We start from the raw sequence: 13,251 nt of genomic DNA, 5'->3' as shown, positions 1-13,251 counted from the left end.
GAGGATGATAGGCATGGATCTTTTATTAGGATATCAAAACGATGGAGTCGACGGGTTGAAAAAACGGCTTCAAACACAAGTAAAAGAGTATTCTGAGAAGGAACAAATCATAAATGACCTTGTTGCTTTATTAAAAGAAAGACAAATCAAAAACGACATCGATGCTCAAAAAGTCATCCTCCAACAATTATATGAACTAGAAGCATATAAAGAAGCACAGAAAGTATGCCGGAAAATTTTAATTCAAAAACCAAATGATATTGAAGCTGGAGAATTTCAAAATAAAATAAAACAACGGTTAGTAGGAAATTCAAACACTTCACGTTTAGAAATGGCTGACAGTTCCTCAAGCCTTTTAGAAAAAAACAAACGGCTTTTTGAACAAATCGAACAAGAAGTTATGAAAGAAGTCATTGGGCAAGAAAAGCTCACTCGGTATCTTTCAAAATCTGTACAAAAGTCTCTACTTAATACTAACCCTATTCATATATACCGAGAAGCCATGCTAATCTCAAGCCCTAAAAGTCAAGGTGTCCGGACAACTATTAATAGCTTTTTCAACTTTGTATATAAGCATCATTTAATAGAAGAGGAACAAACCAAAATTATTGATATGTCCCAATACGATATGACAGACGGTGCGATAGATATGTTTTATGTTGATATTTACAATGCCTTCATGGGACGGAGCCGTGTGACGATTTTTCAAAACGTTGACGAATGCCCGCTGGATTTTATTAACCTTTTAAATAGTATTGTAACAAATGGATATGTCCCACTTGACGGTCGTTATACGTATCAAGATGGCATGTTAGTCAAAGTAAACCAAATGCTTGTTGAAGGTAGCTTTAATCTCATCGAAGCGAAGGATCAATATTTATTTTTTCATACGCATGAACCGCTTGAAAACGTCATGACTATTTTCACCGAATCTAGTCAATCTAAGTTTTCCTACAAAGTAACATTAGATTCGTTAACGGATGAAAATGTACAAAAGCTCTTTGAAAAGATCGTTAACCAAGATATAGAAAAAGCACGAACAAATTTTGGAATCAACCTATACACGAATCCTGCAGCCTTATCACCTGCAGCGATTTACTTTTTCAACAGAGGTGGCGCAACCCGTCTACAGCAATTAACTAATGAAATATATGTAAAAACTAGTGAATTCCTCCTCGAACATACGATTGATTATACAGAAACCTACGAAATTGTACTAGAAAATCATGTAATAAAACTAAAGGTTGGAGAGAATCTTTATCCTTTACTAGATATGTACAAAAAGCGTAAAAGGTTAGCATCCATTGAAAATAAAATTGATCAATTAGTCGGTTTACATGAGGTAAAGACTAGTTTAAAAGAATTAAAGATTTTTCTACAAAAAAGAGAACAAAGACTTTCTCAAGGATATCATGTAAACATGCCCTCCCTTCATTTTGTCTTTACTGGTAACCCAGGTACGGGAAAAACAACGGTTGCACGTTTGTTAGCTGAATACTTAAAAGCAATTGGTTATTTAAGTGAAGGGCATTTAATCGAAGTAGACCGCTCCAATTTAGTTGGAAAATATGTTGGCCATACAGCCTCGCAAACAATGAATCTAGTTAAAGCAGCACTTGGTGGTGTACTTTTTATTGACGAAGCGTATGCGTTAGCTAGAGGCGGCGAAAATGACTTTGGTCGTGAAGCAATTGATACGATTGTCAAAGCGATGGAAGATTATAGAGATCAACTTGTTGTTGTCTTTGCTGGTTATCCTAAGGAAATCGAGGACTTACTTGAATTAAATCCTGGTTTACGGTCTCGGGTTACACAAACCTTCTATTTTAATGATTACACAACCGATGAACTATTGGATATTTCTCGAAATATTGCGCAATATCAAGGCTTTGAAATTGAAGAAAGAGCTTTGAAACAATTAAGAGAATATTATCAAAAGCATCAAATTAAAGGGAAAGTAGATAGTGGTAATGGACGGTTAGCTCGTCAAACAATTGAACGAGCCATTAAAAAGCAAGCCGTTCGTACAGCTACACCTGAAGACTCCGCAATAGATATGCTAACATTAGAGGATTTCGGATTAGAAGAAAAAGAAGAATTTAATCTCGAATCGCAATTGAAGCAAATTATTGGATTGGACCATATAAAGGATTTAATTAGAACATTATATAAACAACAAATCATTAATAAAAGAAGAAGTAAATTGAACCCAAACTTCGTCAGTAACCAATCGTTACACTTTATTTTCACAGGGAATCCTGGTACAGGAAAAACAACCATTTCACGAATGGTTGCTGAGCTTTTTAAAAATATTGGCATCTTAAAGAAAGGCCATCTAGTTGAACTCGCCCGACCAGAGTTAGTTGCTCCATATGTTGGTCAAACCGCATTAAAAACAGAAAAGGTTTTTAAAAGTGCCCTTGGCGGTGTTCTATTCATTGACGAAGCCTATGCTTTAGCGAATGACCAATTTGGGGAGGAAGCAATCAATACACTAATAAAATTAATGGAAGACCATAAAGAAGATATTATTGTCGTACTCGCTGGTTACGAAGAACATATGAACCAGTTATTACAAGTAAACCCAGGAATAAAATCACGGTTTTCTAACGTATTTCACTTCCCTGATTATTCAGCAGAAGAACTGTATGCGATCGCCCTTCATTTGTTCCATCAAAAAGGGTTTACTCTTAATCTTGAAGCTGAAAAAGCATTACAAAACTTTATTCAACAATCCTACAAATTCGCTGATGGCAATGGACGTTACGTACGCAATATCGTGGAAGAAATGATACGGGTACAATCAAATCGCATATTTAATAGTGACTATACGAGCGATGAAGAATTAATGATGATTTCTTCGGGTGATATTCTTTCTTTGAATAATAGAGAAAATTAGTCATCATAATCGCTTCATTTACCTAGTTTCTTGCTTTCAAAAAGCCACTTTTCAGCCCCACCTTTAGTTAGGTTGGGGCTCATTTGAGGTTTCGGAACCCCAAAGTAAGGGGAGTCATGTCCGCTTAATTTGATAAAGCTATTTTTATATGGGCTAAATGATGTTCTTCGTGCCAAGCTAATTTGGCCACTTTTGTTGCCACTGTGATTTTGCCATTTATTTGATGAGTAAAAGCTCGATTTAATTGATCCTCAGTTAAATGATGTCCTAAAGATACGACTCGCTCATTTATACCTTCTAACATTTTAATCGAACTTTCTACAGGAAGTGCAGTATCTGGTTGAATTGCCCACTTTTCTTCATTAAAAGCTGGTACGGTTGGATTTTCATCTGTTAAAGCCAACTTCAAACGTTGATACATGTTTAACTGGGAATCCGCAATATGATGAACAAGCTGACGAACGGTCCAACTCCCCCCACGATACGTTTTGCTTAATTCCTCTTCACTTAATGAATCAACCGTTTCTCTTAATCGTCTTGTATAAGTTTCGATTTGCTTTAGCCACTCTTGAATATTTTCTAATGTTACTTTTTCAGGAACTTGTAGTTTCCCAATCGGATATCTAACATCCATTTCCCAATCCCCTTCCCCATCCGTTATCTATTTTTAAAATTCTTTGCGCACAAAAAACATACTATTTCTTTACAAAGCTTCATTATAGATACCATTCTATACATTGTATTTCGCTATTAGCTTTTTTGACTTCTCCCACCCCTAAAGGGGCAAGCTCTACACCTTACGGTGAAACGAGTGGGATTCTTTACAAGAAGTATGGTTATGCAACCCTTATTCTTGATGGGCGAGCCAAGCACCCTCTAGCTTGTAGGATACGAGTATCCAGCAAGTTACTTTTACGCAAAATATTTAAAGCACCATTGATGTCTGCATTAAACTCATATCCAGTAGATGTACGGTACAGTCCACGATTTATTCGTTTTCCGCTGAATGGATATTCTTTTTCATCTGCTGGATTCCATCTTGGCATTTCATCATTGTCAAAGAAAGAGGCTTTACTTGTATAGGACTCCTCTTGCTTTTTGTAAAAAATTCCATAGCGTTCACAAAGATTAGAAAGTTGCTCTCGGAGATTACCAATTGGAATTTGGGTAAATTGCTGATTGTTCTTTTTACCAATATTGATGTTTCGTTTGAAATCTTTATTGTAACCGACAACAAGATTACCTATTTGATTTTCCAAACAATAATTAATGATGAACCTAGCTGTTTTTTTGATATAGTCATTCACTTGATTATTCCGTTTTAATGTCAACGAATCCATTCTCTTTGTATATTTTAATCCTTGCTTCATCGCAACAGACTGTAATCGTGCTTTTTCTTTGTTGTACAAACGGTTAATTGATTTAAGTTTTTTCCCATCCACTAAAAAGGACGCCCCGTCTGAATCAACACAAGAAGCAAGATTGTTTAAGCCTATATCAATAGCCAATGCTTTATTAAAGTCTAATTCAGCTTTTTCAGAAGGTTGCTCATAGACATATTGAATGTGAAAGAATTTCCCGTTGTTGCGTGGAACAATCCGAACTTCTTTGATTTTCTTGCCTTCTAAGCGTGAAGGAAAAGGAATTAAAATTTCTTTGTAATTTGGATTAGCTTTTTTGTAAGCATTCGAAACAGCTACACGAAAGAAACCATCTTTAATGTTGATAGCATTTGTTGAAAAGATGAGACTAAACAAACCATCCTTTTTTAAATATTTAGGCATTCTAATATCTTGAAACCGATATTCGTCCTTTTTAGCCTTCTTAATCAAATTAAAGAAGCTCTTAAACGAACGGTCTACTACTTTTAAAATTTGTTGTGATACTCCTGCCTGAAGCAGTTTATAATTTTCGTTTGTTTTCGATACATGATAGTTAGCTTCATAGTTTAAGAATGTTTTTTCTGTAAAGTAATGTTGGCGAATGTTATACAGTCCAACGTTGTATAGGTTTTTTGCATAGTGACACATTTCTCTTAATTGTTGAAATTGTTCTTTGGAAAGACCACGTATTTGATTGCTTTGTGTTAAGTACATGTTTTCACCTCCTTGTTATATATTCATTATATAGCAAATATTGGAAATATACAATTAAATCGGAACAGTTTTCGGTCATCTTTTGACCGACCTCACTATCATCCCATCCCTAAAGGGGGTGCTATTGCACCGTAATGGGTTTTCTCGTTCGGAAAAGCTATAATCCTTCTTTATGACAAAACACCTTCAGGAAGTGACACGTTAACAAGGGGGCCGGGCTGCCTTCAAAACATAAAAAGCCCTGAAGAAATTTCCCATCCACAGAGCCGCTTCTTATTAATAGTAACATCCCAAAACAATGGGTTTATCTGAGATATGAACAATATGGAACCTGTAATATTTTTATGCATTACATCTAGATATTTCACTTGCACTTCAGTGTTTTTTATTTAATTATTCAATTGATTACGGTAAATCCCCTATCTAGTGCCTCTTTCAACACAAAATCTCAACTAAGTAGAATTTTGTCAAAACATGCGGGCATTTTTCTCAAAATTCCTATCATACCAATGGATACAAAGATCTTTAAACAAACGTTTGTTTAAACTTTTTATGGGGAAATTTGTCGAATGTGGTAGACAAACGGTGAATATTTGAGCACAGTTAACGCAACCTGTACGCAAGGAGGTAAGTCGCAATCCCATTAGCAATCATTCCCACGTGAGCTACATTTAATGTTTACATGAAAAAACGGCTACATAATTTAGCTGCTAATCTTTTTCTTTTTTCCTTCTGTCCCTTCTTTAATTTTAACAATCAAAGTAATACAACAAACAAACCGACAATAAGTTAGTTTAAAGATGTTATAATTTTCGGTCGATTTCTAAAAGGGAGTGCTTTTTGGTAGTTTTAAATAATCAGCGTGTATTGTACGATAAGAGAAAAATAAAAGATGTAGGGGGTGAGAAGTTGAGTAGTTTTACTGTTGGAGATGCTTTGTATCAGTTGTTTTATCTTATCTTTCTGGTACTAATTATTGTCCTTATTGTGTTATTTATTCGTTCTAACAAGAAACGTAGAAATCAACTTGATCGAATTGAGAAGAAAATTAACGATCTAGAGGAGCAAATAAAAATTTCCTTAGATATTCCTCAATACACTCTTAAAGGCGTCTTCGTTGGCGACATTTAGTTACGAACTACCTTTTAAAGATTTTAACTTCTATAAAAGATAATAAAAGGGGCCTTTTCGAACAGCCCCTTTGAGTCTATTTGTCTTTATTTACTTTTTTCTATAATAGTTATTGTCACTTTTTGTTTACAATCTAAAGAATTAGGAGTTTACAAATTCAATCTATATCCTAATTTTTTAGAAATCTCAAGACTTGTTTGTTTAAGTAACTTAATGTATTTAGCTAATTTTTCATCATCAACTTGAGAAATTAGTGTAGAAATACTGATACCACCAAGCACCTTGTTTTCATAATTTAATAAAGGTGCTGCAATGCATCGAACACCTAATTCATTCTCTTGATTATCTACGGCATATCCTTGCTGATGAACAACTTCTAATTCTGCTAAAAATTTGTCTCGTTCTGTAATCGAATGTTCAGTTTGCTCTGTAAATTGGTAGTCCTTTAATAGATTATATGTTTCTTTTGGTTCTTGAAAAGCAAGAAGAACTTTTCCAATTGCCGTAGCATGTAGTGGTATTCCTTTACCAATTTTAGAGAAACGAATGATTGCTGATTCACCTTCAATTTTGTCTATATAGACACCTTCCGTATCATTTAAAATGCCCAAATGGACTGTTTGTCCGGTTTTCTTAGATAAATCCAGTAAAAATGTTCTTGAAACCTGTCTAATATCAATAGTACTAATTACACAGTTTCCTCTTTCAATTAGTTTTAATCCTAACCTATATTTTCCGTTTTCTGGATTTTGATCAATATACTGATGTTTTTCGAGTGTTTTTAGTAACGAGTGAACTGTACTTTTATGAAGATTCATTTTTTCGCTAATCTCGGTAATTTTTAGTTCGGGTGTAAATTCATCAAACAAATCTATGATATTTAAAGCACGATCAACAGATTGAATAACTGGCATTACTATTCCTTCCTTTTCGTTTTATATTATAGAACTTAGTTAAATTATAAGGAACAAATTTTCGCTTGTCTATATTGTTTTTTAAGTAATAGGTGTTTATTTTTAGAACATGTTATAGTGTTCACAAATATTTCACATCGTATTGTTTACTTCATAGATACTAACTCCTATAATAAAACCAAGATAGATATTTTTAAGAACTTAGTTTTATAATGTAAAACAAATTCAATGAAAACTAAAGGAGGAAAATACATTGCAGGAACAAACAAAGTTCAAAGGTGTTATTCCGCCAGTATCGACTCTGCTACATAATGATAACAGCCTCGATCAAGATGGAATGAAAAGGTTAATTGATTTTTTAATCGATGCAAAAGTAGATGGGCTCTTTTTTATGGGTTCTGGTGGAGAATTCGCTAATATGTCCGAACGCTTCAGAAAAGAAGTAGCTGAGTTTGTAATTTCCTATGTGAATAAGCGAGTACCTGTATTAATTGGAACCGGTACCCCTAGTACAGATAAAACTATTTTATTGAGTCAACATGCTCAAGACGCAGGAGCCGATGGTGTAATAGTTATCAACCCCTACTATTACAAGTTAAATGATAACGCTTTATTTAAACATTACACATCAATTGCAGAAAAAGTCGATTTACCCATCATGCTTTACAATTTCCCTGGATGTACTGGACAGGATTTATCTCCTGAATTCCTACTAAAATTGGCAAAAACTTGTCCAAATATTGTAGGTGTTAAAGATACCGTTCCAGAAGTCGCCCATACAAGAGAAATTATTCAAATAGTTAAATCAGAAGTTCCTCATTTTAGTGTTTTTTGTGGTTATGATGATCATTTCTTAAATACTCTACTAAATGGTGGTGATGGTTCAATTGGTTTAACAGCTAACTTTGCTCCGGAAATTCAGGTAGGCCTTTATCAAGCACATCAACAAAATGATTTTAAATCTGCCGTAAATTATCACCAAATTTTGGCCCAACTAGTTCGTTTATATACATTAGATAGCCCTTTCTACAATTTAGTAAAAGATGCTTTACGCCTTCGTGGGTTTGATATCTCAACTAAGGTTTTATCACCTGCTACAGAGTTGAGTGCAGATAAGAAGGCTTACTTAATAGACTACTTGCAAAAGTTATTACCAGATTATTTTAAAAAATGGAAGTTAACTATTAATCTTATAAATGGAAGGTGAGAGTATGTCAATTAAAGAAATTTACGGTGAAGTAGACGAATCCTTATACGAAATCAATTCCCATAAAGAAGGACCAAAAGGTAAATTACCTTTGACACCGGAAATTTTAAGAAATCGTCCAAGTGGTGATATTTTCGGAATGACCTTAAATGCCGGTATGGGTTGGAAACCTTCTACATTGTTGGGAAAACAAGTCTTAATGTTAAGTACACTTGGCGGTATTCGTAAAGATGATGGAACGCCCATTGCTATGGGTCTACATACGGGACACTTTGAAATTGGTGTTCAAATGGAAAAAGCAGCAGAGGTTATCAAATCCGTTGGTGGAGTACCTTATGCTGCACACGTCACCGATCCATGTGATGGTCGTACTCAAGGGACAACAGGAATGTTTGATTCTCTTCCTTACCGGAACGACGCAGCTATTGTTCTAAGACGTTTGTGGCGTTCACAACCTACTACCGAAGCAGTTCTTGGTTTAGCTGCATGTGACAAAGGACTTCCTGCAATGATGATTGCTTTAGCATCTATGCATGATATACCAACAGTTATCGTTCCAGGAGGTTCCACTCTTCAAGCAACTGAGGGAGAAGATAACGGAACAGTCCAAACTATAGGTGCCCGTTATGCAAGAGGAGAAATTACCCTTGAACAAGCAGCACTTGAAGGATGTCGTGCTTGTGCTTCAGCTGGAGGAGGTTGTCAGTTCTTAGGTACAGCTGGAACTTCACAAGTTATCTCAGAAGGATTGGGAATGGCTCTCCCACATACCGCTTTAGCGCCTTCTAGTACACCAATTTGGGCAGAAATCGGAACACAAGCTGCAAGAGCAGTTTTAGAACTTGAGAAAATGGGTATTACAACGAAAGAGATCTTAACAGATAAGGCTATTGAAAATGCCATGGTAGTGCATGCAGCATTTGGTGGCTCTACAAACCTATTATTACATCTCCCAGCTATTGCTTATGCAGCCGGCTGTAAAGTTCCTACTGTAGAAGATTGGGCAAAAATTAATAAGAAAGTTCCGCGTCTTGTAAGTGTACTCCCTGTTGGACCAGTTAATCATCCAACATCCAGAGTATTCCTAGCTGGAGGTGTCCCTGAAGTCATGCTTCATTTACGCAAACTAGGCTTGTTGCATGAAGATGTAATGACAGTTACCGGTCATACATTAAAAGAAAATCTAGATTGGTGGGAAGCTTCTGAACGTCGAAAAAAATGTCAAGAACGATTATTTGTAGCAGATGGCATTCAAGTAGATGAAGTTATTATGAGCCCAGAACAAGCAAAAGAGCGTGGTTTAACATCTACAATTACATTTCCTGTTGGAAACATTGCACCAGAAGGTTCTGTTGTAAAATCAACAGCAATTGACCCATCGGTAATTGATGATGATGGTGTATTTCGGCATACTGGTCCAGCGAAAGTTTTTACATCTGAGAAAGATGCAATTAAAGCGATTAAGGATGGAGATATTGAATCAGGTGATATTATGGTTGTTGTTGGTGTGGGGCCAATGGGAACCGGTATGGAAGAAACATATCAGTTAACATCTGCTCTAAAACATTTACCATTTGGTAAGCATGTATCATTAATTACTGATGCACGTTTCTCTGGCGTTTCAACAGGTGCGTGTTTTGGCCATGTAGGACCTGAAGCTTTAGCTGGCGGACCACTTGGTAAGATTCAAAACGGAGATATTATAGAAATTATTGTTGATTGCAGTAACTTAGATGGCTCCATTAACTTCATTGGAACGGAAGATAGAAGAATGACACCAGAAGAAGGAGCGAAAATATTAGCGGCTCGCGAATCTAATTCAAAGATGGGACCAGATGCCGATCTTCCAGAAGACACTCGTTTATGGGCTGCATTACAGTCTATTAGTGGTGGTACTTGGAGAGGTTGTGTTTATGATGTGGATCGAATCTTGGAAGTAATTGAGGCAGGTAAGTTAGCGTTAGCAGATAAAGAAAGACTAATAAAAATTTAACAGGTTTTATGCATCGATATAATGATTGAATGATAATACACGCTTCTCTATTGATACTGGTAGAGAAGCATGTATTAAGCCCAACGATTTCAACTTAAAATGGAGGCGATTACATGCCATTATTAACCGTTGCTTTAGGTGTAGTTATATTGTTAGTTTTAATTTCTATTCTAAAATTAAACACATTTGTATCTTTATTAATTACCGCATTTGCCGTTGCAATACTTTTGGGGATGCCCCTTGGAGATATTGTTACGTCAATACAAGGAGGAATTGGCGGTACGCTAAGTAGTATTGCTATTATCTTTGGACTTGGTGCAATGTTGGGTAGAGTGATAGCTGACGCGGGTGGTGCTCACCGGATTGCTATAACGTTAATCGATAAATTTGGTAAACAGCGAATTCAATTAGCTGTTGTTGTCGCATCCTTTATTATCGGTATTGCCATGTTTTTTGAAGTTGGACTTGTATTATTAATCCCAATTATTTTCTCAATTGTTCGGGAATTAAAAGTTTCCCCAATGCATTTAGGTATTCCAATGTTAGCGGCTTTGTTAGCTACACACGGATTCTTGCCTCCTCATCCTGGACCAACAGTTATCGCGGGGCAATATGGTGCGGATCTTGGTACTGTCTTACTTTATGGAATCATTTGTGCCATTCCAGCAGTATGGATTGCTGGACCATTATTTTCAAAACTATCCAAAAAGATTGTCCCTGGTGCCTTTAATAAAGAAGTAGATATTTCTAGTTTAGGTGACCAAAAGATATTTAAATTAGAAGAAACACCAAAATTTGGTATTAGTCTAGTTACAGCTACATTTCCTGTTATTTTAATGATGATTAAAACAATAGTTGATTTGATTGTACAAGTTGCAGGGCTTAGTCAAAATTTCTTCCTTACTTTTGTAGACTTTATTGGTACACCAGCTGTTGCGATGCTTCTATCACTTCTATTAGCTTTCTATACAATGGGAATTGCAAGGAAGATTTCAGTTAAATCAGTCATGGACTCTTGTTCTGGTGCTGCTGCAAGTATTGGTATGATGCTTTTAATTATCGGTGGTGGTGGTGCTTTTAAACAAGTGTTAATTGATGGTGGCGTAGGTGACTACATTGCAAAACTATTCGCTGATAGTACTATTTCACCCATCCTCTTAGCGTGGGTTGTAGCTGCAATCTTACGTGTAGCTTTAGGTTCGGCAACAGTAGCAGCGATTTCAACTGCTGGATTAGTTATTCCGTTACTCGCTACTACCTCAGATGTAAATTTAGCACTAGTTACTCTTGCAACAGGTGCCGGGAGTTCTATCGCTTCTCATGTGAATGATGCAGGATTCTGGATGGTAAAGGAATATTTCGGATTAAGTCTGAAAGAAACATTTGGAACATGGACACTTCTTTCAACCATTGCATCAGTAGTCGGTTTAGGAATGGTTTTATTATTAGATGTTTCCTTAATTATGGGTGGTATTGTAATCATTCTTATAATTGTAGCCGGACTTTTCGGAATGTTAAAACACAATCATAACAATATAAAAAAAGATTCAAAGGCATATAAAAATATAAGTTAATAATCTTTATAGTACAATTAGTAGAAAACACCAGTTAGAGAGAAGTTATAACATACTATTAATTAGTAGATAAACTTCTCTTTTTAATTCATGCTCAGTTTTATGGAACTATTTTAATACAATCGACCTATCTTCCAGTAAAGGATTCGTTATTAATCCAGCATAGATTGAATAATCTATTGAAGTCATGAAAACCTTAACAAACAAAAAAATATCTAAGACCGGTATCATTTTCTGTTGATGTCAGATATCCTTTTACCTGTTCAAAAATCAGGATATTTTGTTTTGTTCATAATTCCGGATTTTCCTTTATTCTTAGCCTCAACCTAAGTCAATTTCCTCATTTAATGATAAAACAGGATAACGAATGGATTTATTTTGTGTTAATAAATAAATCGCGTGAAGAAGTGAAGATTTACCGGAGTTATTTGAACCGGATACAAAAGTTAAACCTGGCTGCCGAAACGAATGATAGTCTTCATAACATTTAAAGTTTTTTACTTCGAAATTTTTTATCATTGTTAGACTCCTTTTCTTCAAGTAATTCACTCAAATGACTAATCCATTTGTCAAATCTATAAATAACATTCCTCTTTGTTAACGTACTTGACGATAAAGACTTATTAAACTGCTCATCTTCTTTAATAAGATTTTCAATCAACAGTACGATATCATCTTTATGTTTCAATATTTTGGATTGGTTCATAACGGCAAATGAATATCTGGATGCGATTCCTTCTTTATAATAAAAATATGTAATTGATAATCCTCTAATTTCCTATGATATGTACCTAAATCGTTGAAGTATTTATTTTTAAGGTTGGATAAAATCGGCATTTGTGAGAGTTTGTATTTTCCCTCGATAAAGTCAAAGAACGCCCGTAACCTTTGTTGACCATCAATTACTTCCCAATCTCCATCTTTCGTCTCAGCTAGATATATAGAAGGAATTGGAATGTTACAAAGAACGGATTCAATAAGTTTTGATTTTTTCGACCTCGTCCAGACATCTTTTCTTTGGTAGTGTGGTTGAAGAATGATATCACCTCGTACACTTTCTTCTATGTAATTCAAAAATAGATAATGGCGCCTTATCAATAAAAACTTCACGTTGATCCTCTGGAATAAAGCTTATATCATTTCCGTACTCTTCCTCAGATTCATCAATCACTTCTTCAGACACTTCTCTATCCTCTGAATTATGGTGGTCATCATACTCAACCCTTATAAAATTACCCTGATTCTGATTACGATAACTATTCATTTCCACTCACCTACTTAGTCGCTTCCCATTAGTATAATCCATAATCTTCTAGTAGTTAACAAATGAATTTAGATAACTTTAACGTAACAGAGGTTAAACCCATTCTAACGCATGGAATCACATTCTATTTTTACTAAATTTTACCGGTAAAACCACACGAAATTACCAAGTAA

At 35.3% G+C, this 13,251-nt stretch carries 12 protein-coding genes; 5 read left to right on the top strand and 7 right to left on the bottom strand.

All coding sequences use genetic code 11. The annotated features are described in order from the left end of the window. The first annotated feature begins 13 nt into the window (after nucleotides 1-13). Complete coding sequence (locus tag BN2144_RS07230) at nucleotides 14-2,899, top strand: AAA family ATPase (protein WP_050632240.1); 2,886 nt, start codon at nucleotides 14-16, stop codon at nucleotides 2,897-2,899. 124 nt (nucleotides 2,900-3,023) lie between these two features. Here BN2144_RS07230 and BN2144_RS07225 read toward each other — a convergent pair whose 3' ends face one another. Together BN2144_RS07225 and BN2144_RS07220 are read right to left on the bottom strand one after the other, a co-directional pair. Continuing rightward, entirely contained in the window at nucleotides 3,024-3,533 is a 510-nt protein-coding gene (locus tag BN2144_RS07225) for a YfiT family bacillithiol transferase (protein ID WP_033827582.1), read from the bottom strand. A gap of 202 nt (nucleotides 3,534-3,735) precedes the next feature. Continuing rightward, a complete protein-coding gene (locus BN2144_RS07220; protein ID WP_033827581.1) occupies nucleotides 3,736-4,995 on the bottom strand; it encodes an RNA-guided endonuclease InsQ/TnpB family protein in 1,260 nt (419 codons plus the stop codon). Nucleotides 4,996-5,904: 909 nt separating this feature from the next. On the opposite strand from BN2144_RS07220, the gene BN2144_RS07215 reads away from it, so the two are divergent. Beyond that, on the top strand, nucleotides 5,905-6,126 hold the full coding sequence (locus BN2144_RS07215) for a hypothetical protein (protein WP_042337739.1): 222 nt from the start codon (nucleotides 5,905-5,907) through the stop codon (nucleotides 6,124-6,126). 149 nt (nucleotides 6,127-6,275) lie between these two features. Here the strand turns inward: BN2144_RS07215 and BN2144_RS07210 are convergent, their stop codons facing one another. Continuing rightward, the gene (locus tag BN2144_RS07210; protein ID WP_033827579.1) at nucleotides 6,276-7,040 is read right to left on the bottom strand and encodes an IclR family transcriptional regulator; all 765 of its coding nucleotides are present in this window, start codon (nucleotides 7,038-7,040) and stop codon (nucleotides 6,276-6,278) included. A 253-nt stretch (nucleotides 7,041-7,293) separates the two neighbouring features. Between BN2144_RS07210 and BN2144_RS07205 the strand changes: the two genes are divergently transcribed. The 3 genes from BN2144_RS07205 to BN2144_RS07195 all read left to right on the top strand — a co-directional run bounded on the left by BN2144_RS07205 (nucleotide 7,294) and on the right by BN2144_RS07195 (nucleotide 11,814). Continuing rightward, entirely contained in the window at nucleotides 7,294-8,247 is a 954-nt protein-coding gene (locus BN2144_RS07205; protein WP_042337713.1) for a dihydrodipicolinate synthase family protein, read from the top strand. A 4-nt stretch (nucleotides 8,248-8,251) separates the two neighbouring features. Next, complete coding sequence (locus BN2144_RS07200; protein ID WP_033827578.1) at nucleotides 8,252-10,240, top strand: YjhG/YagF family D-xylonate dehydratase; 1,989 nt, start codon at nucleotides 8,252-8,254, stop codon at nucleotides 10,238-10,240. A 113-nt stretch (nucleotides 10,241-10,353) separates the two neighbouring features. Continuing rightward, complete coding sequence (locus BN2144_RS07195; RefSeq protein ID WP_082195166.1) at nucleotides 10,354-11,814, top strand: gluconate:H+ symporter; 1,461 nt, start codon at nucleotides 10,354-10,356, stop codon at nucleotides 11,812-11,814. A gap of 321 nt (nucleotides 11,815-12,135) precedes the next feature. Here the strand turns inward: BN2144_RS07195 and BN2144_RS07190 are convergent, their stop codons facing one another. From BN2144_RS07190 to BN2144_RS19675, 4 genes are read right to left on the bottom strand one after another with little or no spacing between them, the layout of a single operon-like run. After that, the gene (locus BN2144_RS07190) at nucleotides 12,136-12,333 is read right to left on the bottom strand and encodes an AAA family ATPase (RefSeq protein ID WP_033827577.1); all 198 of its coding nucleotides are present in this window, start codon (nucleotides 12,331-12,333) and stop codon (nucleotides 12,136-12,138) included. Continuing rightward, nucleotides 12,302-12,520 (bottom strand): hypothetical protein, encoded by a 219-nt coding sequence (locus BN2144_RS07185; RefSeq protein WP_033827576.1) that lies wholly within the window; start codon nucleotides 12,518-12,520, stop codon nucleotides 12,302-12,304. Before BN2144_RS07185 ends, BN2144_RS07190 begins: the two co-directional genes overlap by 32 nt. Continuing rightward, on the bottom strand, nucleotides 12,517-12,888 hold the full coding sequence (locus tag BN2144_RS07180; RefSeq protein WP_033827575.1) for a DUF262 domain-containing protein: 372 nt from the start codon (nucleotides 12,886-12,888) through the stop codon (nucleotides 12,517-12,519). The genes BN2144_RS07185 and BN2144_RS07180 overlap by 4 nt, the downstream gene beginning before the upstream one ends. After that, nucleotides 12,857-13,078, bottom strand: coding sequence for a hypothetical protein (locus BN2144_RS19675; protein WP_033827574.1), 222 nt, complete (start codon nucleotides 13,076-13,078; stop codon nucleotides 12,857-12,859). Before BN2144_RS19675 ends, BN2144_RS07180 begins: the two co-directional genes overlap by 32 nt. Nucleotides 13,079-13,251: the final 173 nt, after the last annotated feature.

Source organism: Bacillus andreraoultii, from assembly GCF_001244735.1.
GTDB classification, from domain to species: domain Bacteria; phylum Bacillota; class Bacilli; order Bacillales; family Caldibacillaceae; genus Caldifermentibacillus; species Caldifermentibacillus andreraoultii.
Note: the sequence above shows the minus strand (reverse complement) of the source record. Positions and strands in the feature narration are given on the sequence as shown.